Below are 23,300 nucleotides of genomic sequence, written 5' to 3'. Positions count from 1 at the left end.
ACCCTCAGTTCAGAAGGCCAACGGGAGACTTCTGCTCTTTGCCCTCTTCCTTTTCGCCCTGGTTGAACAGATCAGGCGCGATCGAGGCAGCTGCTTTGGCCGCAAACAAGCGCTGACGATCGGCAGGGTTCAGTGCGAAGCTGCCTTCCATCGCCATCAGATCCCGGTTCAGACGCTGCGACATGATGACAGCCGGGTGCGGTCTGATGTAATTCCCGTGATCACTCTCCGGCTTGTAGGTCATACCTTCATCTTCGATGACTTTGGAGAGCGTGATCCAGCGTCCGAAGTCTTGGCAGTATCGACCGAAGGTCAGCGTATCGATGCGTTGCAGAATGCGCATGGCCAGCAGCCGGGGCGCTAAAAATTCCCAGACCTTGCGGCCTTCTTCGCTCACCCAGTCCGGTGCCTTGATCTCCGCCGAAGCCTCAACAGATTCTTCAACCTGCCCGACCAGCTGTTCCATCTCTTCCGTCTTGATCGGACGTCGCCCCGAATTCCCTTTGGCTTTTTTGACAGCCGCAGGTTCCGGCGCTGGCCCCCTACGTTTGCCCGCCATCGCTCATTCTCCTTCACACCAAATAAAAAAAACTTCTCGAAAACCTGCGCGCATTTTTTCCTCTCTCCCCACCGGTCCGGAGGCGTGCAGTTTCTAGGGATGAAACCACCCCCTCCCCCTCAGAACCTGAGGCGGGATGCCAGATCGAGTGCCGCACGACTGGTCAGGTTCAGATCGGAACGGCCAATGCTACCGGCAAGGAACTCACGCTCCAGCATCTGTTTGACCACATCGTGGTGCCAACGACAGCAGGCCTGCCAATTGCTTCGATCCCAGAACAGACCCATGTCACCCTTATGAGGGACAATATGGTCAGTGACCTCTGTCGCTTGCAGGATGCCCACGGCCTCGCACGCCTTGCAGACCCGATGTTTTCGGAGGAAGGCGACCGATGCCTTGTCCCATTTGGAAGAATACCCACGCTCACGCGCCGAACCCCGACGCCTGTCATAGTCCTGTTCACTCTGCTTGGGCGTCGGCGCATGTGCGGCACGGAATGTCTTCGGAGCAGTCGGCACATCCCATCCATTCCTAGAAGCCCAAACGCAAAGCGCCCGGAGCGGGTTTACCGTCCGGGCGCAGAAGTGTTGTTGGCATGATGTCTAGGGGGGCTAACCCTGAGGCGCAATACCTTTCTTCCATGGTGTCATCGGCGGCATGCAGTCATCCACTAACCATCTTGACAGATTAGTGTGTATTTCGAATGTGATACGCAACTCACTTAATGCAGACCACCACTGCAAATAATTACGCCGAGCCGCTGCGACCTGCCCACCATCAGGCCGATACACGACAGGACAGACCTGCACATCGTGACGCCGAGGCCTCAGACCCGAGGAATCAATCTCGATGCCGAGGCTCTTGGTCTTTGCCCTGCGACCATACGGATTGACGTGCCAGTCATTCGGTTCACATCGTGGCTGCACACCGACGAACGCGTCAGGCATCGCCCTCGCCCGCGCCAGCTCAGCGATCTGCACCGCCATGCGCCGGCCACCGCAACCCTCTGGCAACACGGCGACAGCAGCTGCGACCAGGTCCGCGTCAGGATCCGGCAGCGACCGGCCACCACCATCGATCCGACACCCGAGCGCGCCACGCTGTGCCATCAGGTAGGCGTTCCCGATGGAACCATAGCCCATTGCCAATGTGCCTTCGTCTTCAAAGTCGATCGACGCACACTCATCCGCAAATGCCCATTCCAGCAGCGACTGGATGCTGATCTGCCTGCGCACTCGCCCGAGGCCATCCGGTGCCGATTGCGCCGCCGTAGTCGTGCCTACCCGCCTGCCCGACTGAAACGCCCGGTGCACCATCATGCAGCATCCTCCGTCACACCGGACTGATTGCCGACCAACCCTTCCACATAATCGACTTTACCCTTGTACCATTCAAGCCACTGGGCATCGTCATCAGGGATACTGTGCCCGCGCGCGATGCGATCCTGCGCCAGTTCAACCCTACGACGCCAGTCTTCTGCCTTCTGCGCAACGATCTTCTTGTCCATCGGCTTGACGGGAGGTCGCTTGTGCATGGTCCAGAACCAATACTCAGCGACCAGCCGATCCCCGAGCAGCGCCGCACCACCCGCCGCAGACGCAAACCACCGCAGCAGCTGAGGCAATTCATCCAGTGGCCGGCGCTGAAAGCTTTCCGCCAAACCAAGCACCGTTGCAGGCGCAGGCCAGAAGCACCGCGCCGTGCCCTCGCCCTTGGTCCTGAGCGAGATCCGCAATGCAACAAGGCCGTCATCCTTCAGATAGGCCAGATCATCCGCCAACCGATCCAGCCGCGTCTTTGCGTCATCAGCCGTCACACCCCTAGCAAACCTGAACCCGTCAGCCTTCAACGGATCGATCAGCAGCCTGCGCACACGGTCCCTTTTCGTCTCTGTCGCCTCTTCCATGCCGTTCCCCTTTTCTCAGCCTAATCCCCTCTCAGCACCCTCACCGCCAATGGCGTGCCGAGCCGTTTCTGTTCCGTGCCGTCTCTATCCTTTCATTTCCTTTCCTTTCCTTTCCTTTACGCAGAACTGTTCCAAACTGTGCCAGTCTGTTCCGGAACTGTTTAGAACTGTTCCGGTAACAAACGCGCCGATTTATCTAGTGAAATCAAACCTTGCGAATAACGCGCCCCATCCAACCCTGTTCAGCCGCGTGCCGCAGCGCCCGTGAGATTGATGCCTCGAACTGTGGCATACGCCGCTGACCGTGATGGTTTTCCAGCAGCCAGGCATCCAGTCGCTCTATCAGAACCCGATCGGCACAGACGGCCTTGTCACAGCCGATGTCGCGCATCGCTTCGGACAGACGCTGCTGGCGCTGATAGACCGCCTTGCCTTCGCTGCTGGCCTTGCGCACATCGCGGCGGTCCAGCGCATCGCGTACCACCTCAGTCACGACAGGATGTACCAGCCGCACTTCACCGTTGTCGCAGAGCGCCTGCGTCCAGTTGTGCAGCGGTGTGATCTTGCGCGCGCAAAGTTGACGCCAGCGCTCGATGGTGATGCCAAGCGCCTTTGCAAGCAACTCTTCCGAGACCGGCAATGTGCCGACCGGCGTTTCGTCGTGCGCTTCGCAGAACAGCAGGAACCCAAACCAGCCAACCTCAGGCTCTGCCAGCTGACGGAATTGGCTCTTGCGCCAGCGCTTCAGGTTCCACTGAATGAAGTAGTGACTGTCGAGCCGTTCGTCTGCCGATACCGTGTGTTCCGGCAGCGCGCTTGAATCGACAAGCTGGAGTATTGGAAGCGGGGCGCTCATCACGCACCGGCCCGCTGGCGCAGGATCCGCAGCAGCCGCGACTGATGACCGATATCGCCGACCTTTGTGTTGAGCGCCTTGAAGCGGGCAACGACATCGCCGACCTCAACACCCAGCTCATCAGCGACCAACGCCGCAGCCTTGCCTGTGATCAGGCCTGAAAGGATCTCGAAATCCTTGTCCGCAGACCAGCCCCCAGAGTATCCCAGCCCATCGAGATGAGCCACGACGATCCGTTCATCAGCCGTCAGTTTTGGGGTCATCGGCGCTGCAACCGCAGGCTTGGCAACCGGTGCAGGCTTGGGTAACTCCTTCACGTTCAGCTTCACTGGCGCTGGCGCAGCGGCAACCGGACGCGGCTTCCTTGCACGTTCCTTGTTTAGCGCCTTGATCTTCATGCCCACTGAAATCTTGCTGCGCTTGACCAGATCTGCAATCTCATCGCGGCTTTTCCCGTCATCCATTGCCTTGCCAATGAGCGCGATCTCATGATCTGTGAATGGCCCGACCTGGTATTCACGCGGCCCCGCCTTCATTGCCTTTGCACCGCTGCGTGGCTTTTTGACCGGCTTTGAAGGCTGGCGACGGGCGAAAGGCACAGCAGCCGCCGCTTGCTCATCGACAGGTTCGGAATCGACGGTAAGTTCCGCAGGGTCGACCGCTTGCGCCGCTTCAGTGGCGACATTGACCACCGCCACCTGCACATCCGGGAGATAGAAGTTGATCGACACCAGTGCATCAGCCCCCAGCGTCACATCCGGGACCAAGCCGATGCGTCCCAAATCTTCTTTGGCGGTGCGCAGGAAGATCAGCACGTCGTCCACCTGCTTCGCAGCGCGCTCAAAACTTGCAAGCCGATCCTTGGTCGCTTGGATCGAAGACGCGCTTTGCTCCTGCATTCCCTCAAGTTTTTCCAGAACGTTCATATCGCCTGCTCCTCTTGCAGTTCATGGGAAGCGACCGCCGCGCGCACCCGCGCACAGGCAGCCTCAAAATGCTTTGGTGATTTCTCGATGCCGATCGCGCGCCGGCCCGCCTGGACGGCAGCAACCAGCGTGGTGCCCGACCCCATGAAGGGATCAAGTACCAACTGGTTACGCAGCGACGAGTTTTCGATGTAGAGCTGCATCAGCGCGACCGGCTTTTGCGTGTTGTGGACTGCGTCAGCGGGGCGATGCTCGCGCCAGACACGCTTGCTGCCCCCGTGGTTGATATCAACCGCCCGGCCCTTCCAGAGAAAGAGCGTGAATTCGCTGTCTTTCATGTAGTAGCGCGTGCGATTGGGCACGATCTTGTCCCACGTCAGCAGCGCATGAAACTTGAAACCCGCGCCAATAAAGCCGCCATGCGCGGCGAAAAGGTTGCTGTCGTCAGACATGACGTAGCAATCAGCATCAGGCTTTAGAGCGCGATAGATCGGCCCGCCGATCTCGTGCCAGCCGACTACATCCATCAGCAGCCCGGAGTTGTCATAGACATCGCTGGAAAACTTGCCACCCATGGCACCGGGACGTGACCCGCCCGAGGACAGCGCATAGGGCGGATCGGTAACGCACAGATCAGCCTGACCTTCGAGCAGCGGCAGGACCGCCCGCGCATCGCCCTGGATCAGGCGGCAACCGCCAATGGTGATATCGCGCTCGAACGGCATCAGCTGAGCGTCCGATCAGTCAGGACGCTGACCCGCGTGTTCACGCGCAGTGCGTTCGTGACTTCTTGCCAGATGACGAGATCAGCGCGCCAATTCGTGAAGGGCACCACCAGAAGCTCAGCAGCTTCATCCAACATCGTGCGCAAGAACGCGTCTTTTTGAGGAAAGTCGTCGTAAGCAGCTGGAAAGATACGATCGAAACACGAAGGACAAACAGCCGGACAATTCAAGAGGTTGAGACTGTGCATAACCTCACGCGCCAATGCAGATCCATCGTCGCAAAGCACAGCGACGAAACCATGCATGCGGTGATAACTTACGTCTTCAACCGTTTGATTTGTCTTGAAAAGACCCGCCTTGCCGTAGCGGGCGTCTACTATGCCATAATCAGGCTCTGACGGCAGAGGGATGATGCCCCACGCGCATGTCAAGGGATTTGGCTGGGTAGTCATTGGAGCACTACCGCTGGATCATAGCCGGAACAAAGCCACAACTTGTTGAGCTTACCCCCACCTTTCGTACTTTTCTGCGCATAAAGGCATTGCGCTCGATCACTGTTCTTGTGGTAAAAAGGGAGACCGGATCGAAGGGATTCAAACTTCGATCCGGTTAGTGGAGCCGCAGCACTTAAAACTGCAGTGATCCCGGCCCGAAGGTTCTGAACCAACCTGCGGACCATATTGCCAAAAGGAGGTCCCATATGGCAATTCAAGTACACCCCATGACTGGGGTGAAACTCAATGACATCGTGATAAAGCGAAAGCGTCTCACGTTTGATGATGCCGTTACAGCACATATTCTGCGCCATCAAGGCGAGACGTTCACGGACGTCGTGCAACGGCTTGGCACCAACGCCAACCGCGTCGGAGAGGTTTTTCGAGGCAAAGAGCACCCCGGATCCGCTATGTTCGCGCTTGGTCTGCTGACCAAGACGAAGAAGTAAGCCAACAGCGACGGCGCGGCCTCCCCATGCCGTCGCAAACCGCTCCGAAGGATCCAACCGGGCAATTACGTATGATGCGCGCGCGATCACTGCGATGCACCCATTACCTGGGCCATTGCCTGGCGATTGCTGAACCGGTCAAGTTCGTTGTCAAAGTAGAGTGTGAAGTCCACGGGATCGCGCCCATGGCGCTGCACGGATGGAGTACGCAGGCGACCATCCCAGCCCTTTGCAGCAACCACATGAGCGACCGTACCCACATGCAGACCAAGCGCATCCGCAATCTCACGGCGGGTGCAATCCCAGCCAAGCGGCCGGCAAAACTGCCAGATGCGAAAGGCGATGGCGTGGCCGCGTGGTGTCATCTGTCATCCCCTTGAGAGTTTGCGGAAAGTTTTCCCAGCCGACGGGCAGCCGAAGCTGCCCACCAGTCGCCAACCGCCCCGAGGTGGTTGGCAACGATGATTTCCTTGATGACGACCCATCGCAGAAATCCCTTCATGCTGCGGCCTTCAGCTGGCGCTGCGCCTGGTCGCGGAAATGCTCGTAGGCATAGCCCACGGCAAAACCCGAAGGCGCATGGCTACCGGCCCACCACTTCTTGGCGGTCGACCCATCGACGCCAAAGATCATGGCTGCATGCTCCGGGCTCTCGAAATTGGCGCGGATGAAATCCGACCACCTGCCCGCAAACTGCTGCCGATAGGTGAGCACTTTATTTCGTTGGGAAAACTTTCTTGGAGACATACCTACATTCCGATCACATGTTGCTAGGTGTGAGAGAGCAACATCATCAACTTGAGAAAGGCAGAGAGAGGGCGCGGCGGTCATGCTGCGTCCTCTTGATTTTCTGGGATAGGATGCGCTGCCATGTAGCTACGCACTTTGTCAGTCGTGCGATGTGTTGCGGTACTGCCAGCTTCCCATTTTGCCCATGTCGATCCGTTCCCAGCGTCTGCACGCTGGATGATCGTGGTGGGGAGGACACCTATCGCAGCCGCATAGGCCCGAACTTCTGCCATGAATTGTTCCATAGGGTCCGATGTAGGTATTTAGTTCTACTTAAGTCAAGAACTTTGTACCTATGGAGGGAAATTCTCATTCTCGGCATACATAAGGAATGACTGATCTTGGCATCACCGACCCCTTCTTGAAGCGATTGCGACGGCGGATCGACGAAGATCCGTCGATCACCGAGGCTGGTCTAGCCAAAAAAGCCGGTCTTTCTGACAGTGCGATCCGACAGTATTTTTCAAAGCCCAACAGAACGCCTCGTGTTGAGAACGCCCGCAAGATCTGCGCCGCTTTAGGCACAACGCTTGAAGAGTTTATGTCAGAGGCTCAAACCCCAGAAGAGAAAGAGATTGTGCGCCTAACACTTGCGCTGCCCGATCACCTGCGCCGACAGCTTCTAAGCTATGCAAAAGGTCTTGTTGATGCGTCGGGCAGCTCGCCTCAACAAGATGATGCAGAAGATTTATGATTATTTTGTCCGACATGCTTCCCCCATTAAGGGAACATTACCGGAACACGCCACCAAATCAACAAGACAAGGGCAAGCAGTTTCAGTTTTACCCAGAAGGACAAATCATATGAGAATGGAAAACGTAGCAACGGGCGTCGAACGTAAGGTACTTGGGGGACTTCACCGCCTTTGGGCGCTCCTCTTTGGGGCGTTCTACTATGCCGCAAAAGGCGCTTGGGGTTGGGCCATCATCAGCCTGTTCACCGCCAATGGGTTACTGATCGGCCTGCCACTATGGAACAGAAGCATCATTCAGGGGCATTACGAAAACAACGGCTGGCGGGTCATAAAATAATCCGCCCCCAAGCTTACCAACGAGAAAGACAAATTTGAATTTCACGGCTTTAGCCCCTTACTACCCGCCCCAGTGGCGGGTTCTTTGTTGCCTGAAACGCACCACACGACACCAAGGCGCAGTTTCGATACGATCGAGATACGGCAACATCCTGTCATTGCATAGGTAACAAGTTCTATTTTAATTGACATAGGTATTTAGTTCTATTACCGATAGCCTCATCCAAAGGAGGCTGACATGCAAAAATCCATCGACATCGCAGAATACGTCGTCACCCACCCGCAGAACTTCATGCGGAACCCACAGGTGTGGGCGATCAACTGGGAACGGCTCAAGCAGGCCCGCGGCCAGACGGTCCATCACGACCGCATCGGTGCCCCCGCTTATCTGATCGCACCCGCCTCGATTGACGAAGCCCACGCGCAGATCGCCCGCGTCCGCACCAAGGTCCGCGACTACGCCGATGAGCAAGGCTATGACCTGCCGCCTAGTGCCGCATGATGACCGAACGCCTCGCAGCCTTCGTCCGCGGCATCGAACTGATCGACCGCGATGACCCTGACACGCTGAAAGATGCGTTCATGAACGAGGTGATCGAGAACGGCGGCAGATACATCTACACCGGGATATTCGAAATCAGTCTGCACGGCATCACATCCTCCGACGCTTCAGAAATGAGCGCCATCCGGTACTGGCGGATTGCTGCAATCGCGGCGCTGATGAACGCCGAAAATGTCGCGGTCGAGGATGATGGCTTCATCACCGTCCACCCGCCCTGTGGCACTTCTCGCAACCACGCCGAAGAGATCGCCAACGCCGCCGCCGAAGATGCGCGCAGGCGGTCCAGCTATTTCAGCAGCCTGCCTTAGGAGGCAGCCAGCGCCAACAGGAGTAATCATGAACGACAGAGACTACCCACCCATCGACTGGGGCACAGTATCAGAAGTGCAGCTGTGGCGATGGAAGAGCTTGCGCTCCTTCGGCTTCAGCTTTGGCATCTGGCCTATCGAATGGGCGCTCGGGCTCGAACGTTCAGATGACCAGTTCGGCGGACAGATCGTGGCGCAGATCGGGCCGGTCGAATTGACCTTTAGCTACAACGACGGATCGATGCTGCGCTCCAAGTCCAGCTAACCCAGTTACCTGCTGCGGCGCACATCCTCCTGTGCCGCACCCTTGCCGGGGGGCATCTCCTCGCCCCCCGGTCTTTTCCCTCACATTGAAAGGCACTGCGATGAACATCGACGACATGGGCGACAACCCTCGGGTGCCCGACCAACCAAGCGCCTGCCACTACTGGCCAGACTGCACCTGCGGCCCCCATTCAAAATGCTGGTTGCAGGTCGCCGACGATAGCGAACGCTTGCACGGCATCGCGCTCATGATCGTGTTGGCGGCTGCGATGGTTTTCATCTGCATGGCGGCGGGTGTCGGACTGGCCCTCTATGCCGCACTGACCAAATTCCTATGACCGCCGCCATCCGCCAGCGCCTGACCGACATGCAGCCCGCGCAGCAAGCCGGGATCCTGTGCAATGATCCGCAGTTCCAGCGCTTCGCCGCCACGCGCTCCGGCCTGCCAGGACACCAGTTCAACGCAAGCGCCGCCGCCGAATACCTGCGCGGCGTCTGCCAGATCGACAGTCGCACCGCGCTGAACACCAGCGCCCCCGCCCAATCCCAATTCGCCGCCCTGCGCACAGAGTTCGACGCGTGGTCGGGGCGGATCGCCCAACAACGATAGCAAAGGAACTTCACAGTGATGGCAAAGAAAACTCCCGGCACCGAAATCGCCAAACCCACCCCGCACGATCCCTACAAGATGCGGACCCTCGAACAGATCCTCACCCTCTTTGATGACGGTGATTTTCTGGACAAGGTCATGGAAGGCCACAAGCAACTTCAGCTCGATCTGCTGGAGCACAAGGCCGAAAACGGCACCAAGGGGTGCAGCGGCTCGATGACCATCACGGTCAACTATGCCCTGGGCAAGTCCGGCGATGTCGCCATGGGCGCAAACGTCGCGTTCAAGGCACCCAAGAAGCCCCCGAGCAGTGCCGCTGCCTACATCAACGATAACGGCGAGTTGACGCTCTACAGCCCGTTCATGTCCCGCATGCACCAACCCGTTCGCGATGTCACCGACTTCGACCCGGAAACCGGCGAAGTGCGCGATACCGACTAACCCCCAACCCAACGAGGAAAAACCAATGTCCGAGACGAAACTAGAAGCAACTGCATTCGAGAACCCAGCTGAAACCATGCGCGACGTGATGGCAAAGCTGGGCCATCACGACACGATCGACATGCCCGAAGCGCTGGACCTAACCAAAGCGCACCTGGTCACGGTGCCCGAAAAGCGCCGGGTCGAGGATCTGAGCAAGTATCACCGCGAAGCTGCTGAATACCTCAAGCCCGCCCGCCGCAAGGGCACTGCACGTCTTGCTGATCTCGCCAGCCTGATCGACTGGGCAAACCGCTTCAAAGGCCCGACGACGGCCATGTTCGCCAACCCTGACATGGCAGCGCCCACCCTGACCTGCATCGCCGACTATCATGCAGGCGGTGCTGTTGACCTAACCAACGCCGGGGGAGACCCGACCGCAATGCCTTGCAACCATCGCGGCGTGTACGATTTCCCGCTGTCGGACGAATGGAAGATCTGGATGGCCGCATCGGGCGAGCCGATGGACAAGGATGAATTCGGCGAGTTCATCGAGGCGAACGCCAAGGACATCATGGATCCGACGCCGCCGGTGCTGCAGTTAAAACTCAGCGAAGAGAACCAGACTTGGGAAAACCGCCTGATCGACACGGCTCAGCAGATCGAAGGCCGCTATGGTCAGCTCACCCAGCTGCTGGCGATGTCGAAGAGGTTTCAGGTGTTCGAGACCAGCGACCTGAAAGTGACCTCGAACCGTGACACCGGTGAAGCCGAGATCCAGTTCTTGAACGAGCACAAGGATGCCGATGGTCGACCGCTCAACATCCCGAACCTGATCATCATCGCGATCCCTGTGTTTCTGAGCGGTGCCGCATACCGGATGCCGGTGCGGCTCCGGTACCGGAAGAACGGCGCTGCGCTCAAGTTCACCCTGACAATCTACAACCCCAAGAAATCCTTTGACGCATCGTTCGACGAAACTATCGCGCAGGCGAAGGAAGAGACCGATCTCCCTATTTTCATGGGCAAGCCGGAATCCTGATTTCTCTTTCTGGCCCCCTGCAACGGGGGCCATCGACAGAAACCAGCCAAGGAGAACCACAATGTCCAAGACAAGCCTTGCCGATCTGAACAACCACCTGTTCGACCAACTCGATCGGCTGACAGATCGGAACCTTACGCCCGAGGAGACCGAGACCGAGATCAAGCGCGCCGGCGCAATGATCGGTATCGCCGATCGTATCAGCTCGAACGCTGACCTGAGCCTGAAAGCAGCCAAGCTGTTCGCAGATCATGGCAAAGCCGTGCTGCCCCACCTGCCCCAGATCGGCAGCCGTGCAAGCGAAAGCGATGCGGAATGAAGGGTCGTGCGATCATATACTCAGATGAAGAGCTGGCGTGGATCAAGGCGCACAGCGATCAGGTGCGCAAGGATCTGCACGCAGCCTTCCAGAAGCGTTTTGGTCGGCCTGATGTATCCGTCGACAGCATCAAGGCGCTTTGCACGCGCAGGGGCTGGAAAACTGGCCGCACGGGTCGCTACGTGAAAGGCCAGCAGCCACCAAACAAGGGCAAGAAGATGCCCTTCAACGAGAACAGCGCCCGGACCCAGTTCAAAAAGGGTGGCCTGCCCCATAACCACCGCGGGGCCGGTCACGAACGCATCTGCCCAAAGGATGGCTATGTCATCCTGATCGTTGCCGAGCGGAACCCATGGACCGGCACCGAAACCCGACCTGTGCTTAAGCACCGGTGGCTTTGGGAGAAAGCGAATGGCCCAATCCCGAAGGGTCATGTGTTGAAGTGTCTCAACGGCGACAAGACGAACTGTGACCCCAGCAACTGGGAACTTGTCTCACAATCGATGCTGCCCCGCCTTGCAGGTGGCCGGAAGGGTAAAGGCTACGATCAGCATGCACCTGAGCTACGCCCGACCGTACTGGCTATCGCCAAGCTGGAAGACAAGGCCCGCGAAGCAAAGCGGAGGATTTCAAAGTGACCGTCTACGTTGACAGCATGCAGGCCCCGTTTGGGCGCATGAAGATGTGCCATATGATTGCGGAAACATCCGAAGAACTGCTGGCAATGGCCGACAAAATTGGCGTCCAGCGCAAGTGGCTGCAAAAGGCTGGCACCCACCACGAACACTTTGACATCGCGCTGACTAAGAGGAAACTCGCAGTTGAGGCTGGGGCAAAGGAAGTCACGCGGCTGGAGCTTGGGAAAATACTCAGAGCAAAGAGGGAAAAGGTATGACCATACCCATCCGCATCCAGCTTTCCCGCGCCAAAGGATGGCGCATGCCGACCAACACCGTGAACGTTGCGCGTGGGCCCGGTCGCGAATGGGGCAACCCTTGGATCATTGGTAGCAAACGTTGCGGGCGGGACTCATTCGGAAATTATCAGGAAGAGCCTATCAAAGACGCCGCGACAGCTGTTCAGTTTTTCGAGGAAATGCTGCACTTGGACCTCCGTAATTACCCCAGCAACGATGAAATCCGCACTGAGCTGCGCGGCAAGAACCTTGCCTGCTGGTGCAAGCTGGATGCCCCCTGCCATGCAGACGTCCTTCTGCGCATCGCGAATGAGGACACCTGATCTATGCCCGTCACGCGTGATTTCACACCAAGATTGATGCCCGCCCCCCAGGCTGCGCACTATCTGGGGGTCTCTGAATCCACGTTGCGAACCATAGACCTGCCCCGCAAAACTGTCGGGGCCAAGAAGATGTACGACAAGTTCGATCTTGACCAATGGGTGGACACCCTACCCTATGATAATGAACAGCCCGAAAATGTCTGGTGAAAACTTGAAACTGAAATACCCTGGCTTGATCAGATCCCCTATGCCCTCGGGAAATGTGCGGTGGCTGGTACGTGTCGAGGGTGATACGAAAAAACGCATCACGCTGACGGTGGATCCTGAGCATCCAGAGTTTCATGAGATCTATGTCGCCGCGCGATCAGGAATCAAGAAGACACCTGATCTGAAAGTGCAATCTGCGCAGACCGGAACCTTGGGTTGGCTGGGGGCGGCATATCTGAAGCATCTCGAAAAGGCCGTAGAGAATGGGGACGCAAGTCGACTGACATTCAAGCAGCGGGAAAACCTGATGCCGGGGTTTCTGGCGCACACCAGCCAGACCGGGCGATCAGTGGGAAAATCATACGCAACGCTTCCGGTGGACATCCCCCCTCATGAGCTGGTGCTGTTCAGAGACAGCCTGATGGCAACGCCAGGCAAAGCGACCAACACGTTCAAGATGCTCAAGGCGATGTTCAAGTGGGCGCTTGATCGGAAATACGCCCAGACTAACCCCGCTGCAGCGATCAAAGTGAACTACGTAAGCAAGGGCGGTGCGAAGCCTTGGACGCTCGATGATCTTGAGAAGTTCAGGAAAGCACACCCCAAGGGCACGATGGCCCACCTCACCTTGACCCTTTTCATGTTCACGGCGTGCAGGATCAGCGAAGCATACAAGCTCGGGCGCGCCAACGAGGTGAAGAAAGTCGGCGTTACCTGGTTGGAATGGCAACCTTCAAAAAAGAACGCACAGTTCGTTTCACTGCCAATCCTTCCCCCTCTGGCACAATCCATCAAAGCGCAGACGGTAATTGGCGAAACCTATCTGTTAAATCAGTCTGGCAAACCGTTCGGAAGCGCCGAGACACTGCGCAACAGCATGCAGACCTGGTGCAAGGATGCTGGCCTGACGGGCCTGTCATCGCACGGCATTCGCAAAGCTGCCGGCCATCTGATGGCGCTCCATGGTGCCACCCAATACGAGATCATGGCGGTACATGGACACGCCAATGCAAGCAGCTCCGAAGTCTATACCAAGGGCGTAGAGCGGCAGAGATTGGCAGAGCGCGCGAACAGCCGCTTGGCCTCAATTGACTGGTAGATCATAGAAATAGAGCGAATTCATTGTTCAAAAAAACCAACTCTCGCACTCCTTTTGACCACACCATCAGATAACAGCTCAAAAATGAACTCAATGCAGGGTCAGTTGAATAAATCAGCTGGCATCATCTACTAGCGCTAGCAGATAGTCCCGTGAAACCAAGACATCTGAAGCGCTTTCCCAAAAAGGGCGCATTTCCAAGATACTATCGGCATCAGTCAGAGCGTCGGTAAAAGCAAAAAGCGCCCCTTTGTATTCTTCGGCGGCGTTTCTAATCTCGTTTGAAAATACGTTACCAGTCATAGTGACAGTGCTTAGCTGACGTAGCACATTCTCAGTTAAACGCCTTTTCGCAACCGACACGTCTTGAGGCGAGTCAATTACGGCCGTCACGTATGCAGCGGCAAAAGTTGAAAAGTCCGCAGCTGCGTCCCTGATCTCTTTACTTCTTGCGTTGACCTCCGATTGCTTAGCCATTTCAAGTGCTTGATCGAATTGCTGCTCAAGAAGTTTCTCTGAATGCGCTTCGCTTTGGGAGATCAACAACCAGCTTACTAAACCATTTAGTAAAAACAGAAGTATTGCACCACCCAAGACCAGGCCATTTGAGCTACGGTCTCCGAACCACCATTCTTTTACTTTGGACATCCTCAACACCGATCTATTTGGCTGATGACACAGGTTCAAAGCCCTCATCCTCGTTAGCAGCGCGAGCCGCCCTGCATAGCTCTTGCCATCTATCAAAATCCATCACACGAAAAGTCTCGCGAACTTCTTTCTCTAGCCCCTCAGGCTCACAGGGATCATAGGCCCCACTTGCAGTATTCTCCAGTTTTACGTCTATCTTTTTACCGTCTGGTCCAAAGGGTTCAGCGGTGGTCGACAAGGCTGTTGCAAATAATGCCGCCACTACAAACACTACACGAGAGCCTTTAAGAGTAGTATATCCCGGAGAATGGATACTGAAGTCTTGTTCAGGTACGCCTTGAGCGTTTCTGGCGACCTGCGCAGCCATGGCGTAGATTGAGTCAGGCAAATCAGAACTGTCTTTTTCAATCCTACTATACGCCTCAACTACCGCCAGCACAAAGGCTTGGAAATGATACGATTCGCGAGCCGTAAATTCTGCGCCTTGGGTGATGAATCTTGCTAGAAAATCCCCGTCAACAATTACGTTCTTGTAAGCAGCACCGAGAACGGGCCGTAATGCTGATACTGGCAATGAAACAAGGGCATTTTGCGTGCGCAAGGATCTGGACGTCCGATGATCGAGATCTCGATCATCGATTTCACTTAACCATCTAATCCTTCGAACCAACAGGCCCGCATTTCTATAGCGCTCATCGTTTGCCTCTACGAGTCGTACGGGGCCGGTAGTGATTTCACCGATTAGTGTCTTTGTATCATCTTCTTCGCCGCGTCTATTCAGAGGCCCAGGAACCACTATCAAGTCGCCGATCTTAGCAGAGTGATACAGAGCGTTGATCCAACTCAAAGCCAGCTGGCGGTTGCGTGACCAGCGTGTCGAGGAAAGATCGCGGCTAGCAATTTCTGCCATCCGCTCTTTTACTAGATCGTCGTTCCGGTATGCCACTGAGGCATATAACGAACCACGGACGATCATTTCCTTCTCGTAGTCCCCTTGTTTGAAGCCCTCCGGTGGCGGCATTGGCAGGCCAGGATAGTCCAAAAACACTACGTTCAGGTCCCGCATGGCAGCAAAGTGCTTGTACGAAACGCCTGGAAACAACCGGTAGGCATGATCGTCAGCCGTGAATACTCGGGCGCGGATATCAATAATTGCAGGCAAGAAATCAACCTATCGATGTATAATTCCCGTGTTTCTGCATCAATTAATCGAACAACTCAATCTGAAATTGTCAAGTTTCTGCCGATGTCACCGATACAGCGGTCCTCTCACCGATAGGCTTTTGGTCAGGTAACAGAGCTGTTTGCCAACTGGAAAAAGCTTAAAGTCTCTTGGCCTCAATTGACTGGTGATGTGTCACACGACCGATTCCGCGTGTGACACATTTGAGCTAGAACCCATATTTTTAAGGCCGCAATCCAATCTCTGATAGTCCTGCCGGGCCTACCAAATCCCATTTACCCGCCTTATCTTGAAGAACGTATTCCTCGAAAGTGGACCACGCTTCAAATGTCGTGGTCCACATTGGCTTTGAATTTGTAGAACGGCGCAGGGCTCAGGCCATCTTTGCGACACACCTCTGCGGTCGGCATCCCAGCTTCTTGCTCTTTGATCATCCCAATAATCTGGGCTTCAGTAAAACGGCTCTGTCGCATTCGTTTGCTCCTTCGAAAGGTTGAGCAAACTCTAGCTTAAACTGAGGGAAGTTTCGGGGGGCATGTCAGCGAGCGAACGAAAAGCCAAACATACCTTTTAAATCAGATGTTATCAGGCGGCAGGGTCAACAACGGCAAGATGATCAGCGTTCCAAATCGCGGGGCAGACTTCGGCCTCGGCCTGTCCGTTACGCAATCTGCGGCACGCCCCCACCGGAATATCAGTCGCAATCAAAACCCGATCTGTCATCATCGCGGCCGTCTGCGGTAAAAGCGTGGCGTGAATACCGTCAAGCGCGACACCGACATCGCACGGCAAAAAGACACTGGCACCACCAACACCTGTGTCCGTGAGGGGGTGCCCAAATGGCACACCAACCGCGCCAAGAACGCATACAACAGTCTGAAGCTCAATCGCCCGTGGGCGGGCGCAACTAAAGACCCTGTTATAACCTGTGATCATATCTGTTTTGGCGGGAATGATGATCAGATCAAGATCGAGCTGCCCAAGGCGCGACCAAAGGTGGGTGAACTCACTATCCAGACAAATGATCATTGCGATGCGAAGACCATTCCATTCAATCACATTGATCGTTTCACCATGAACTGTAACGCCACCTGCGCGTGGCGCGCGCCCTCGGGTGTCAGTAGCCACGCACGGTTTAGATATGTTGGCGTGCCGTCCTTGTGTCCTGCAGCAAAAGGTATCGTGCCCGCGAGGATCGAAATACCGTGGCGCGCGGACATATCTGCAACGGCATCCAATGCGATCTCGCCGCATTCATAAAGCCACCCCATCGTGTTCGCAGTAGGCAGATCCACCGGCGCAAAACTTAACCACTGCGCACACGCAAATTCTGGAAGAACTAGCATATGCCCGCCACGTGCAGCGGTCTGTGCGACACGCGCCTCAAGCTCAGCAAGCCATGTTGCAAGGTCAGGGACAACGGGTTCAAGATTTGACGCCCAAAGATCGATTGAGACGTGTTCCATATGCATCCCTGCTCAATTAAGTGTGGTCGAACAGGATGTAGTGCGCAAGACACGCTCTACAACACGTTTCTCGCTAAAAACGCTAAACCCTTGAATGTCTGAGGAGCTGGGGTTCGAACTTTCTTATTCCTTAGGAAACGACACTATTGCTGAAACGGGTCACTACCCCACTTTGGCAGCCGGTTGGCTGGCATTTGGATCCGCATTGATGGGGAGCGTTAGGGTAAAGCAGCTGCCCTGCCCCACGACGCTTGACACGCTCAGGTCACCGCCCTGCATTTCTGCCAGACTGCGCGAAATGGCGAGGCCCATGCCAGTGCCCCCCGCACGACGGGTCGCGGATGAATCGACCTGATAGAAGACTTCGAAAATGCTTTGCAGCTCTGCTTCGGCGATGCCTGCGCCGCTGTCGTGGACCTCGAATTTGACGACATCACCGACGGGCTTCACCACCAGCCGGACAAATCCGGTGTCGGTGAATTTGATCGCATTGCCAATAAGGTTAAACAGAATTTGCCGCGCACGGAATTTGTCGGCGAAAACCACGTCGGCCTCTTGGATCACGTCAAAGGCCAGACCTTTCTTGCTCGACAAGGTATTGAGCTGCTCAATGACCGGATCGACAATATCCTGCACCGCACAATGCGTAGGCTCGATGACCAGACTGCCGGATTCGATTTTGGCCACATCAAGAATCTCGTTGATGAGATGCAGCAGATGATCCCCAGATTGGACAAGCCGGTTCATCAAATCAGACAGCTGGTCGTACATCTGGTCTAGCAGTCGCTTGGCTTCTGAAGGGCTGATATCGCCGGCTTCATACCCCTTCAGCAACGCTTTGGAGGCGGATAGCATGCGCGCATTGCGCGACAGTTGGGCCACGCCCATGATGACGGTGAGCGGGGTACGAAGTTCGTGGCTAAGCACACCCATAAAGTTCGTTTTGGCCTTGCTCGCGGCCTCCGCCGCATCTTTGGCATGGCTTAGCTCGGTCACGTCGACACGCAGCCCGACATAGCTGCCATCGGCCAGCGGTCGATCCGACGCTTTGATCACCCGGCCGTCCGCCAAATGCTGTTCAGTTTCAAGGGTATGCGACTGACGGTGAACCGCAAGCCGGCGTTCGATCCATTCGGCTTCGTCAAACCGACCTACGGGGAACTGCTTGCTGTTCACCCCGCTGCGCAGCAACACTTCGAACGGTGTCCCGCGTCTCAGGAGTTCGTTTGGCAGATCATACATTTCTTTGTATTTCGAATTGCTCAGCAACAGCCGATCCTGTGCGTCGAACATTACAAAACCATCGTTTAGCGCTTCGATGCCACTGCTAAGCAACGCCTCGGCGCGTTTACGTCGCTCTGAGACCTGCAGGACATACAGCAAAGTCCCCAAAAGCATGAGGCCTGCAATAGCGATCATGGCTCGTTTTTGCCACTGATCCGGCGCGACCTTCGGCCAACCGCCCTTGGTGCGCGCTTCCAGCACCCACTCTTCAAAAAAGAAATCGAACTCGAGCTTAACAGTATCTACATCCCTGAGGGTTTCGTCACCGTAGGTAAACAAAAGCGCGTCATTTGTGGGCTGTGCATCGGCTGGCCGGATCAGCATATCATAGCGTTCTTCGGCTTCACGTATGCCTGATTCGACCAGAAACTCTTGGTAGTCGAGCACGAGAGAGACAATGCCCCAAAGCCGGCGTGTACTTTCGTTGACCTCACCCTCGGTGACAGCATCAGGGGCGGGCCAGTATACCGGGGCGCGCAGGATCACCCCCTGACCTCCCTGCACCAAATCAACAGGTCCCGCCATCAGCTCGGTCCCAACAGATAGCATCCGTTCGATGCCCGGATATTGTGCCTCGTTGGTGCGGTAGTTCAACCCGAACGCACCGATGTTCGGCTCTAGCGGATGTATCAAACGCACGACAAGATCGGGTGCCGCTGCAACATTGATTACCATGTCATCAAGCTCGCGGATGTTCTGAACCCGCAGTGAAAAATCCTTCTGGGTTGCAAACGGGTTCTCACCGAGAAAAACTGCAAGCTCTCGCAAGGCGAGCATCTTTTCATGGATGATTTGTTCAAAGTTCTCTCGAATAACGAGCATTTCGAGGTGGCTTTTAGCCCGCAGTTCATATGTGAATGTGTCGGATAAAAGCCGATCGATCCGGCCCGCCGCGTAGGTGATGATGATCGTCGCGCTAAAAAATGCGAACAACGCCCACGCGCCGCCAATATGGGTCCTTTTCGACATGCTCCGGGGCAAGTGCTCATCCACCTAGGGCGCAGCTAGGCTGCGGATTTTCCAAACGCCTATTTTAAGGGACCAAACAAGCGAATGTATCGAGTTTATCTGGGCATAGTGCCTTCGCGGCCGTGTGTTGCCGCCATGCTGCACCTGTTAACTCGGGGTAAACCCCGCACTCTCTTCCTAACGCGCCCAATGCCTAACTAAGCAACAGCGCACCCGACGCTGGACAGGACGCGCTAGGCAGCACCTGAACCGTCAGCATGCTAACTGCACAGGAAAGATCGCCTTGGCGTCGGCATATCCAATCACGCCGGACTAGCTATGCCCGCGCCCTAGCCGCCAAAGCCCGTTCGACCGCTGGCTCCCTTGCCAAAACCGCCGCGCGATTTCGCGGTGGCACGGGTCATGGGCGTTTTGCCTGCGGTTGTCGCGGGGCGGGTGAACTGCGAAGTGCTGAGCTTTGCCGCGCCTTTGTTGCTGGAGTAGGTGCTGGTGCGCGCCGCGTTGGTGAACTTGCCATCCGCCGTCTTATACATCGGTTGGCTGGCAGCCATGCCCGAGCGTCCGCCAAGCATGTTCCCGATCAGATAGCCCGCTAGCAACGGCATAAAAATACCGCCCGACCCGCCTTGGGTCTGCTGCGCCTCTGACCCGCAAGCCCCCACACCGTGCTGCTCTTCGCAAACTTCGACGCTGTTATAGCGGGGGGCTGATTCAACGTGCAGTGTCTCGGCTTCGGCAAAGGCTGTCTCGCAATCGGCACCGGTGAACGTGCCGCCAAACGACGCCTCGTTCTTGCAGCTTTGCACGTCAGGGAACGCTGCGGCATCAATCTTTTCGTCGCGGCAGCCGGCCAGAGTAAAGGCGGTGGCGCCGATGATCGCGATTGCGACGCGTTTTGACCGTTTTGTCATGATGATCTGCTTTCTGCTGTGGTTCGGCGATTGGGGAACGATGCTAACCGGAATATGGTGCAATGTAATGGGGTTTGAAACGGGACAGGTCCTGCGTGATCCGAGTGCGATCCTCACGCAGGCCGATCCCGACACATTCTTGCCCGATGATCCAAGCGCCGACAACCGGACGCATCCCGTCAAATGTCGGCAATGGCGCATAGGCCTGAAGAATACGCGGATGTTCGGCGTAGTCTGTGTTGCTGGCGCTTTCTATGATCTGGCCGGATTTCACAATCTCGACCGATGCGCCCTCGCGCGACAGGATCGGTTTGCGCACATGGGCCCGCGCGAGCCCTGCCCGCGCACGGTCAAAGGCATCGGCCGCACGCCCTGTGACAGACCCGCGCCCCGCCATCGCTTCGCCCACGTCCTGCTCAAAGAACGCCGGCAGCAGGTTCGGATGATCCTCGAACATCTCCCACAGCACGGGTAGCAGACCCTTGTTAGACAGCAGCGCTTTCCACGCGGGTTCAAGAAACAGACAGCCCGATCCGGCGATGTGGTCGGCATAGTCATCGCGCAACAGGTCTTCCCACGGGTAGAGCTTGAACAACACGGCGATCCGGCGGTCTTCGTCATCCAGAAACTGCCCGTCATCGCTTAGTGCAATTTTATCTAGGTCGAAATAATGTGCCCCAAGCCCCGCTTCTCGGGCGGCCCACCCCATCGCTTCAACGGTGCCGTAGTCTTCGGGATTGTCTGCAACGGCGGTGAAATGCAGATCACTGTCGGGTTCGAACACATCCGCGAACCGTGCAACCAAGGCTTCGTGGATACCGTTAAACTGGTCGGCCCCTTCGGGCAGCGTGCCTGCCTCAAGATGGTCTTCGAGCCACTGCCACTGGAACGCGGCACTTTCATAGAGCGACGTGGGTGTGTCGGCGTTGTATTCTAACAGCTTGGCAGGCCCCTGCCCGTCATAGGCCAGATCAAAACGGCCATAGATTTCGGGATCAGCCCGTTTCCAGCTGTCGGCGACGAGGTCGCGGTGACCTTCTGGGATCGCAAGCCTGTCCAGCAGCTCTTCGCTGGCTAGAATATGATCCACCGCCTCGCGGCACATGCTGTGCAGCGCAGTTGCGGGGTCTTCAATGTCATTCTCGATCTGGTCGAGCGAAAACGCATAGGCGGATGTTTCATCCCAATAGGGTTCGCCGTGCATATCCGCAAAGCTAAAGCCGACCTCTTTCGCATGGTCGCGCCAATGCGGCCGCTCTGCTATTTCGATCTTGTGCATCCGGCGATACTCCCCCGCAAAAACTACCGCGGGTTTAGTCGCTTTGCCCTCGCGATGCCAGTGTGCTTCGCCTGTTGCTGCGCCCGTGCCTGCGCAAGTCACAAAAACGTCAGATAGGGTTGGGAACAACCCGCGCGCCCCAATCGTTATTCGGTCTACGCGGTCGATATTGCGGTGTCACCTATGACGCCCCGATCGGTATGGCGAAATGAAATGAAAGGCCCATAAACATGAAAATTCTCATGGTACTCACCTCCCACGACAAGCTGGGCGACACTGGTAACAAAACCGGTTTCTGGCTCGAAGAGTTCGCGGCCCCCTACTACGTGTTCAAAGATGCAGGCGCAGAAGTCACATTGGCATCGCCCAAGGGCGGGCAGCCGCCACTTGATCCGTCCAGCGATGCAGATGATGCGCAGACCGAAGCGACAAAACGGTTCAAGGGCGACGATGCTGCGCAAAAAGAACTGGCCAACACCAAAGTGCTGTCAGACGTATCGGCTGACGGTTACGACGCGATCTTCTACCCCGGCGGTCACGGCCCGCTGTGGGATCTGGCCGAAGACAAGGCCAGCATCAACCTGATCGAAACCTTTGCCGCCAGCGACCGCCCCGTCGGGGCCGTCTGCCATGCGCCCGCGGTGTTCAAACACACCAAAGGTACGGACGACAAACCGCTGGTATCTGGCAAAACCGTCACCGGTTTCACCAACACCGAAGAAGAGGCCGTGGGCCTGACGGACGTTGTGCCTTTCCTTGTCGAGGATATGCTTAAATCCAATGGCGGCACCTATAAGAAGGGTGACGACTGGGCATCCTTTGTTGTGACCGATGGCAAGCTGGTTACCGGACAGAACCCCGCGTCCTCCGAGGAAGCGGCGCATAAACTCTTGTCGCTTCTATAAGATATCGTCCCCTGCGCGCGGCTTGTGCACAGGGGACCTTTCTACAGCGACTCAGCTGAAAAGGACCATTTCAATGAACATTCTTGTTGCCGGCGCGACCGGCAAAACCGGCATCCGTGTCACCGAACAACTGCGAGAGCAGGGGCACACGCCAATCGCACTGGTCCGGGATTCTTCTGACACCAGCGCGCTTGCCTCCGATGTGGTGCTGCGCAAAGGCGATCTGACCAACCTGACCTCCGACGCCTGCGAAGGCTGTGACGCCGTGATCTTTGCCGCAGGGTCCGGCGGATCATCTGGGCCAGAGATGACCGATAAGGTTGACCGTGTCGGTGCCAAAGATCTTATCGATCTTGCCGCCAGGTCGGATGTCTCGCGCTTTGTAATGCTAAGCAGTGTCGGTGCGGATACCCCCGACCCCGACAGCGAACTTGCGCATTACCTGCAAGCAAAACACGACGCTGATGTGCACTTGCAGAATTCAGGCATGGAATACGCCATACTGCGCCCCGTCGCGCTGACGGACGATGCGGGTAACCGCAACATGATTTTTGGTGACGACGTGGACGCAAAAGCGAAAGCGGCGCGTGGCGATGTGGCAGCGGCGTTGGTCAAAGCGGTGTCCGACCCTGAGTGGAAAAACAAAGCGCTATTGATGCAATCGGCCTAAGCCTCACGCGTTTTTTGCGGTTTCCTCCCACCCGCTAGCGCATCTGCACCGTAACGCCGCCAGAGTTTTCTACTCTGGCGGCGTTTCTACGTAGAGTTGTCCCGACCTGTTGCATCTAAGGAATTTGTGACAGCTGCCCCCCTTGGCATCTTTGGTCACCTCGTTTATCAGGCGCCTTCCC

General features: G+C 56.6%; 36 protein-coding genes and 1 pseudogene. 18 read left to right on the top strand and 19 right to left on the bottom strand.

The features are described from left to right. Positions 1-4: 4 nt before the first annotated feature. The 8 genes from GLP52_RS03605 to GLP52_RS03570 form a co-directional block, all read right to left on the bottom strand. Positions 5-559 (bottom strand): phage terminase small subunit P27 family, encoded by a 555-nt coding sequence (locus tag GLP52_RS03605; protein WP_237273386.1) that lies wholly within the window; start codon positions 557-559, stop codon positions 5-7. A 119-nt stretch (positions 560-678) separates the two neighbouring features. Then, positions 679-1,077 carry an HNH endonuclease signature motif containing protein gene (locus GLP52_RS03600; RefSeq protein ID WP_237273385.1) on the bottom strand — a complete coding sequence of 133 codons (399 nt, stop codon included), beginning with the start codon at positions 1,075-1,077 and terminating at the stop codon, positions 679-681. A gap of 93 nt (positions 1,078-1,170) precedes the next feature. Beyond that, positions 1,171-1,878: a hypothetical protein gene (locus tag GLP52_RS03595; RefSeq protein ID WP_237273384.1), complete on the bottom strand. Its 708-nt coding sequence runs from the start codon at positions 1,876-1,878 to the stop codon at positions 1,171-1,173. After that, a complete protein-coding gene (locus GLP52_RS03590; RefSeq protein WP_237273383.1) occupies positions 1,875-2,465 on the bottom strand; it encodes a hypothetical protein in 591 nt (196 codons plus the stop codon). The genes GLP52_RS03595 and GLP52_RS03590 overlap by 4 nt, the downstream gene beginning before the upstream one ends. 205 nt (positions 2,466-2,670) lie before the next feature. Beyond that, positions 2,671-3,321 carry a hypothetical protein gene (locus tag GLP52_RS03585; protein ID WP_237273382.1) on the bottom strand — a complete coding sequence of 217 codons (651 nt, stop codon included), beginning with the start codon at positions 3,319-3,321 and terminating at the stop codon, positions 2,671-2,673. Beyond that, complete coding sequence (locus GLP52_RS03580) at positions 3,321-4,247, bottom strand: hypothetical protein (RefSeq protein WP_237273381.1); 927 nt, start codon at positions 4,245-4,247, stop codon at positions 3,321-3,323. Before GLP52_RS03580 ends, GLP52_RS03585 begins: the two co-directional genes overlap by 1 nt. Further along, positions 4,244-4,972 (bottom strand): DNA-methyltransferase, encoded by a 729-nt coding sequence (locus GLP52_RS03575; RefSeq protein WP_237273380.1) that lies wholly within the window; start codon positions 4,970-4,972, stop codon positions 4,244-4,246. The genes GLP52_RS03580 and GLP52_RS03575 overlap by 4 nt, the downstream gene beginning before the upstream one ends. After that, entirely contained in the window at positions 4,972-5,424 is a 453-nt protein-coding gene (locus GLP52_RS03570) for a hypothetical protein (RefSeq protein ID WP_237273379.1), read from the bottom strand. Before GLP52_RS03570 ends, GLP52_RS03575 begins: the two co-directional genes overlap by 1 nt. 248 nt (positions 5,425-5,672) lie before the next feature. Here GLP52_RS03570 and GLP52_RS03565 point away from each other — a divergent pair, with 248 nt between their 5' ends. Next, on the top strand, positions 5,673-5,915 hold the full coding sequence (locus GLP52_RS03565) for a helix-turn-helix domain-containing protein (RefSeq protein WP_237273378.1): 243 nt from the start codon (positions 5,673-5,675) through the stop codon (positions 5,913-5,915). An 86-nt stretch (positions 5,916-6,001) separates the two neighbouring features. On the opposite strand, the gene GLP52_RS03560 is transcribed toward GLP52_RS03565, so the two are convergent. The 3 genes from GLP52_RS03560 to GLP52_RS03550 form a co-directional block, all read right to left on the bottom strand. Continuing rightward, complete coding sequence (locus GLP52_RS03560) at positions 6,002-6,280, bottom strand: hypothetical protein (protein WP_237273377.1); 279 nt, start codon at positions 6,278-6,280, stop codon at positions 6,002-6,004. 133 nt (positions 6,281-6,413) lie between these two features. Then, complete coding sequence (locus tag GLP52_RS03555; RefSeq protein WP_237273376.1) at positions 6,414-6,746, bottom strand: hypothetical protein; 333 nt, start codon at positions 6,744-6,746, stop codon at positions 6,414-6,416. Beyond that, positions 6,743-6,937, bottom strand: coding sequence for an XRE family transcriptional regulator (locus tag GLP52_RS03550; RefSeq protein ID WP_237273375.1), 195 nt, complete (start codon positions 6,935-6,937; stop codon positions 6,743-6,745). The genes GLP52_RS03555 and GLP52_RS03550 overlap by 4 nt, the downstream gene beginning before the upstream one ends. Before the next feature lie 98 nt (positions 6,938-7,035). Here GLP52_RS03550 and GLP52_RS03545 point away from each other — a divergent pair, with 98 nt between their 5' ends. The 15 genes from GLP52_RS03545 (at position 7,036) to GLP52_RS03475 (ending at position 13,804) form a co-directional block, all read left to right on the top strand. Then, positions 7,036-7,398 carry a helix-turn-helix domain-containing protein gene (locus GLP52_RS03545; RefSeq protein WP_237273374.1) on the top strand — a complete coding sequence of 121 codons (363 nt, stop codon included), beginning with the start codon at positions 7,036-7,038 and terminating at the stop codon, positions 7,396-7,398. Then, the gene (locus GLP52_RS03540) at positions 7,379-7,735 is read left to right on the top strand and encodes a hypothetical protein (protein WP_237273373.1); all 357 of its coding nucleotides are present in this window, start codon (positions 7,379-7,381) and stop codon (positions 7,733-7,735) included. The genes GLP52_RS03545 and GLP52_RS03540 overlap by 20 nt, the downstream gene beginning before the upstream one ends. 237 nt (positions 7,736-7,972) lie before the next feature. Then, positions 7,973-8,236 carry a hypothetical protein gene (locus GLP52_RS03535; protein WP_237273372.1) on the top strand — a complete coding sequence of 88 codons (264 nt, stop codon included), beginning with the start codon at positions 7,973-7,975 and terminating at the stop codon, positions 8,234-8,236. After that, positions 8,233-8,604 carry a hypothetical protein gene (locus GLP52_RS03530; protein WP_237273371.1) on the top strand — a complete coding sequence of 124 codons (372 nt, stop codon included), beginning with the start codon at positions 8,233-8,235 and terminating at the stop codon, positions 8,602-8,604. The genes GLP52_RS03535 and GLP52_RS03530 overlap by 4 nt, the downstream gene beginning before the upstream one ends. Before the next feature lie 28 nt (positions 8,605-8,632). Then, entirely contained in the window at positions 8,633-8,869 is a 237-nt protein-coding gene (locus GLP52_RS03525; protein WP_237273370.1) for a hypothetical protein, read from the top strand. Between the two features lie 100 nt (positions 8,870-8,969). After that, positions 8,970-9,206: a hypothetical protein gene (locus GLP52_RS03520; RefSeq protein WP_237273369.1), complete on the top strand. Its 237-nt coding sequence runs from the start codon at positions 8,970-8,972 to the stop codon at positions 9,204-9,206. Continuing rightward, positions 9,203-9,478, top strand: coding sequence for a hypothetical protein (locus GLP52_RS03515; RefSeq protein WP_237273368.1), 276 nt, complete (start codon positions 9,203-9,205; stop codon positions 9,476-9,478). The genes GLP52_RS03520 and GLP52_RS03515 overlap by 4 nt, the downstream gene beginning before the upstream one ends. 18 nt (positions 9,479-9,496) lie before the next feature. Continuing rightward, positions 9,497-9,919 carry a hypothetical protein gene (locus GLP52_RS03510; protein ID WP_237273367.1) on the top strand — a complete coding sequence of 141 codons (423 nt, stop codon included), beginning with the start codon at positions 9,497-9,499 and terminating at the stop codon, positions 9,917-9,919. A 76-nt stretch (positions 9,920-9,995) separates the two neighbouring features. Further along, complete coding sequence (locus tag GLP52_RS03505; protein ID WP_237273366.1) at positions 9,996-10,940, top strand: DUF2303 family protein; 945 nt, start codon at positions 9,996-9,998, stop codon at positions 10,938-10,940. 61 nt (positions 10,941-11,001) lie between these two features. Beyond that, on the top strand, positions 11,002-11,259 hold the full coding sequence (locus tag GLP52_RS03500) for a hypothetical protein (protein WP_237273365.1): 258 nt from the start codon (positions 11,002-11,004) through the stop codon (positions 11,257-11,259). Further along, positions 11,256-11,897, top strand: coding sequence for an HNH endonuclease signature motif containing protein (locus GLP52_RS03495; RefSeq protein WP_237273364.1), 642 nt, complete (start codon positions 11,256-11,258; stop codon positions 11,895-11,897). The genes GLP52_RS03500 and GLP52_RS03495 overlap by 4 nt, the downstream gene beginning before the upstream one ends. Beyond that, the gene (locus GLP52_RS03490) at positions 11,894-12,154 is read left to right on the top strand and encodes a DUF4031 domain-containing protein (RefSeq protein WP_237273363.1); all 261 of its coding nucleotides are present in this window, start codon (positions 11,894-11,896) and stop codon (positions 12,152-12,154) included. The genes GLP52_RS03495 and GLP52_RS03490 overlap by 4 nt, the downstream gene beginning before the upstream one ends. Then, positions 12,151-12,498 carry a DUF4326 domain-containing protein gene (locus tag GLP52_RS03485; protein ID WP_237273362.1) on the top strand — a complete coding sequence of 116 codons (348 nt, stop codon included), beginning with the start codon at positions 12,151-12,153 and terminating at the stop codon, positions 12,496-12,498. The genes GLP52_RS03490 and GLP52_RS03485 overlap by 4 nt, the downstream gene beginning before the upstream one ends. A 3-nt stretch (positions 12,499-12,501) precedes the next feature. Then, entirely contained in the window at positions 12,502-12,705 is a 204-nt protein-coding gene (locus GLP52_RS03480; protein WP_237273361.1) for a helix-turn-helix domain-containing protein, read from the top strand. Positions 12,706-12,745: 40 nt separating this feature from the next. Then, on the top strand, positions 12,746-13,804 hold the full coding sequence (locus GLP52_RS03475; protein ID WP_237273360.1) for a tyrosine-type recombinase/integrase: 1,059 nt from the start codon (positions 12,746-12,748) through the stop codon (positions 13,802-13,804). A gap of 114 nt (positions 13,805-13,918) precedes the next feature. Here GLP52_RS03475 and GLP52_RS03470 read toward each other — a convergent pair whose 3' ends face one another. The 8 genes and pseudogenes from GLP52_RS03470 to GLP52_RS03435 all read right to left on the bottom strand — a co-directional run bounded on the left by GLP52_RS03470 (position 13,919) and on the right by GLP52_RS03435 (position 21,544). Further along, positions 13,919-14,452: a hypothetical protein gene (locus GLP52_RS03470; protein WP_237273359.1), complete on the bottom strand. Its 534-nt coding sequence runs from the start codon at positions 14,450-14,452 to the stop codon at positions 13,919-13,921. 13 nt (positions 14,453-14,465) lie between these two features. Next, positions 14,466-15,614: a hypothetical protein gene (locus GLP52_RS03465; protein WP_237273358.1), complete on the bottom strand. Its 1,149-nt coding sequence runs from the start codon at positions 15,612-15,614 to the stop codon at positions 14,466-14,468. 365 nt (positions 15,615-15,979) lie between these two features. Beyond that, a pseudogene (locus tag GLP52_RS03460) lies at positions 15,980-16,108 on the bottom strand (transposase); the annotation flags it as partial. Between the two features lie 112 nt (positions 16,109-16,220). Beyond that, positions 16,221-16,664, bottom strand: a complete 444-nt coding sequence (locus tag GLP52_RS03455; RefSeq protein ID WP_141135303.1) for a hypothetical protein — start codon at positions 16,662-16,664, stop codon at positions 16,221-16,223. Between the two features lie 26 nt (positions 16,665-16,690). Continuing rightward, positions 16,691-17,101, bottom strand: a complete 411-nt coding sequence (locus GLP52_RS03450) for a nitrilase-related carbon-nitrogen hydrolase (protein WP_237271590.1) — start codon at positions 17,099-17,101, stop codon at positions 16,691-16,693. Between the two features lie 162 nt (positions 17,102-17,263). Further along, positions 17,264-19,354 carry an ATP-binding protein gene (locus GLP52_RS03445; protein WP_237271589.1) on the bottom strand — a complete coding sequence of 697 codons (2,091 nt, stop codon included), beginning with the start codon at positions 19,352-19,354 and terminating at the stop codon, positions 17,264-17,266. 329 nt (positions 19,355-19,683) lie between these two features. Further along, positions 19,684-20,265 (bottom strand): DUF1190 domain-containing protein, encoded by a 582-nt coding sequence (locus tag GLP52_RS03440; RefSeq protein ID WP_093732344.1) that lies wholly within the window; start codon positions 20,263-20,265, stop codon positions 19,684-19,686. 43 nt (positions 20,266-20,308) lie between these two features. Continuing rightward, positions 20,309-21,544, bottom strand: coding sequence for a glutathionylspermidine synthase family protein (locus GLP52_RS03435; RefSeq protein ID WP_237271588.1), 1,236 nt, complete (start codon positions 21,542-21,544; stop codon positions 20,309-20,311). A gap of 230 nt (positions 21,545-21,774) precedes the next feature. Here GLP52_RS03435 and GLP52_RS03430 point away from each other — a divergent pair, with 230 nt between their 5' ends. Next, positions 21,775-22,449: a type 1 glutamine amidotransferase domain-containing protein gene (locus tag GLP52_RS03430; protein ID WP_093732346.1), complete on the top strand. Its 675-nt coding sequence runs from the start codon at positions 21,775-21,777 to the stop codon at positions 22,447-22,449. A gap of 73 nt (positions 22,450-22,522) precedes the next feature. Further along, entirely contained in the window at positions 22,523-23,119 is a 597-nt protein-coding gene (locus GLP52_RS03425) for an SDR family oxidoreductase (protein WP_237271587.1), read from the top strand. The last annotated feature ends 181 nt before the right edge of the window (positions 23,120-23,300 follow it).

The sequence above is a fragment of the Sulfitobacter sp. M22 genome, assembly GCF_021736025.1.
Classification (GTDB): domain Bacteria; phylum Pseudomonadota; class Alphaproteobacteria; order Rhodobacterales; family Rhodobacteraceae; genus Sulfitobacter; species Sulfitobacter litoralis.
Note: the sequence above shows the minus strand (reverse complement) of the source record. Positions and strands in the feature narration are given on the sequence as shown.

What these genes read in the sequence shown, in the direction of transcription:
- GLP52_RS03605 (WP_237273386.1), bottom strand. Translation starts at nt 559, where the DNA reads ATGGCGGGCAAACGTAGGGGGCCAGCGCCGGAACCTGCGGCTGTCAAA.
- GLP52_RS03595 (WP_237273384.1), bottom strand. Translation starts at nt 1,878, where the DNA reads ATGATGGTGCACCGGGCGTTTCAGTCGGGCAGGCGGGTAGGCACGACT.
- GLP52_RS03590 (WP_237273383.1), bottom strand. Translation starts at nt 2,465, where the DNA reads ATGGAAGAGGCGACAGAGACGAAAAGGGACCGTGTGCGCAGGCTGCTG.
- GLP52_RS03585 (WP_237273382.1), bottom strand. Translation starts at nt 3,321, where the DNA reads ATGAGCGCCCCGCTTCCAATACTCCAGCTTGTCGATTCAAGCGCGCTG.
- GLP52_RS03580 (WP_237273381.1), bottom strand. Translation starts at nt 4,247, where the DNA reads ATGAACGTTCTGGAAAAACTTGAGGGAATGCAGGAGCAAAGCGCGTCT.
- GLP52_RS03575 (WP_237273380.1), bottom strand. Translation starts at nt 4,972, where the DNA reads ATGCCGTTCGAGCGCGATATCACCATTGGCGGTTGCCGCCTGATCCAG.
- GLP52_RS03570 (WP_237273379.1), bottom strand. Translation starts at nt 5,424, where the DNA reads ATGACTACCCAGCCAAATCCCTTGACATGCGCGTGGGGCATCATCCCT.
- GLP52_RS03565 (WP_237273378.1), top strand. Translation starts at nt 5,673, where the DNA reads ATGGCAATTCAAGTACACCCCATGACTGGGGTGAAACTCAATGACATC.
- GLP52_RS03560 (WP_237273377.1), bottom strand. Translation starts at nt 6,280, where the DNA reads ATGACACCACGCGGCCACGCCATCGCCTTTCGCATCTGGCAGTTTTGC.
- GLP52_RS03555 (WP_237273376.1), bottom strand. Translation starts at nt 6,746, where the DNA reads ATGACCGCCGCGCCCTCTCTCTGCCTTTCTCAAGTTGATGATGTTGCT.
- GLP52_RS03550 (WP_237273375.1), bottom strand. Translation starts at nt 6,937, where the DNA reads ATGGCAGAAGTTCGGGCCTATGCGGCTGCGATAGGTGTCCTCCCCACC.
- GLP52_RS03545 (WP_237273374.1), top strand. Translation starts at nt 7,036, where the DNA reads ATGACTGATCTTGGCATCACCGACCCCTTCTTGAAGCGATTGCGACGG.
- GLP52_RS03540 (WP_237273373.1), top strand. Translation starts at nt 7,379, where the DNA reads ATGATGCAGAAGATTTATGATTATTTTGTCCGACATGCTTCCCCCATT.
- GLP52_RS03535 (WP_237273372.1), top strand. Translation starts at nt 7,973, where the DNA reads ATGCAAAAATCCATCGACATCGCAGAATACGTCGTCACCCACCCGCAG.
- GLP52_RS03530 (WP_237273371.1), top strand. Translation starts at nt 8,233, where the DNA reads ATGATGACCGAACGCCTCGCAGCCTTCGTCCGCGGCATCGAACTGATC.
- GLP52_RS03525 (WP_237273370.1), top strand. Translation starts at nt 8,633, where the DNA reads ATGAACGACAGAGACTACCCACCCATCGACTGGGGCACAGTATCAGAA.
- GLP52_RS03520 (WP_237273369.1), top strand. Translation starts at nt 8,970, where the DNA reads ATGAACATCGACGACATGGGCGACAACCCTCGGGTGCCCGACCAACCA.
- GLP52_RS03515 (WP_237273368.1), top strand. Translation starts at nt 9,203, where the DNA reads ATGACCGCCGCCATCCGCCAGCGCCTGACCGACATGCAGCCCGCGCAG.
- GLP52_RS03510 (WP_237273367.1), top strand. Translation starts at nt 9,497, where the DNA reads ATGGCAAAGAAAACTCCCGGCACCGAAATCGCCAAACCCACCCCGCAC.
- GLP52_RS03505 (WP_237273366.1), top strand. Translation starts at nt 9,996, where the DNA reads ATGCGCGACGTGATGGCAAAGCTGGGCCATCACGACACGATCGACATG.
- GLP52_RS03500 (WP_237273365.1), top strand. Translation starts at nt 11,002, where the DNA reads ATGTCCAAGACAAGCCTTGCCGATCTGAACAACCACCTGTTCGACCAA.
- GLP52_RS03495 (WP_237273364.1), top strand. Translation starts at nt 11,256, where the DNA reads ATGAAGGGTCGTGCGATCATATACTCAGATGAAGAGCTGGCGTGGATC.
- GLP52_RS03485 (WP_237273362.1), top strand. Translation starts at nt 12,151, where the DNA reads ATGACCATACCCATCCGCATCCAGCTTTCCCGCGCCAAAGGATGGCGC.
- GLP52_RS03480 (WP_237273361.1), top strand. Translation starts at nt 12,502, where the DNA reads ATGCCCGTCACGCGTGATTTCACACCAAGATTGATGCCCGCCCCCCAG.
- GLP52_RS03475 (WP_237273360.1), top strand. Translation starts at nt 12,746, where the DNA reads ATGCCCTCGGGAAATGTGCGGTGGCTGGTACGTGTCGAGGGTGATACG.
- GLP52_RS03470 (WP_237273359.1), bottom strand. Translation starts at nt 14,452, where the DNA reads ATGTCCAAAGTAAAAGAATGGTGGTTCGGAGACCGTAGCTCAAATGGC.
- GLP52_RS03455 (WP_141135303.1), bottom strand. Translation starts at nt 16,664, where the DNA reads ATGATCATTTGTCTGGATAGTGAGTTCACCCACCTTTGGTCGCGCCTT.
- GLP52_RS03450 (WP_237271590.1), bottom strand. Translation starts at nt 17,101, where the DNA reads ATGGAACACGTCTCAATCGATCTTTGGGCGTCAAATCTTGAACCCGTT.
- GLP52_RS03445 (WP_237271589.1), bottom strand. Translation starts at nt 19,354, where the DNA reads ATGTCGAAAAGGACCCATATTGGCGGCGCGTGGGCGTTGTTCGCATTT.
- GLP52_RS03440 (WP_093732344.1), bottom strand. Translation starts at nt 20,265, where the DNA reads ATGACAAAACGGTCAAAACGCGTCGCAATCGCGATCATCGGCGCCACC.
- GLP52_RS03435 (WP_237271588.1), bottom strand. Translation starts at nt 21,544, where the DNA reads ATGCACAAGATCGAAATAGCAGAGCGGCCGCATTGGCGCGACCATGCG.
- GLP52_RS03430 (WP_093732346.1), top strand. Translation starts at nt 21,775, where the DNA reads ATGAAAATTCTCATGGTACTCACCTCCCACGACAAGCTGGGCGACACT.
- GLP52_RS03425 (WP_237271587.1), top strand. Translation starts at nt 22,523, where the DNA reads ATGAACATTCTTGTTGCCGGCGCGACCGGCAAAACCGGCATCCGTGTC.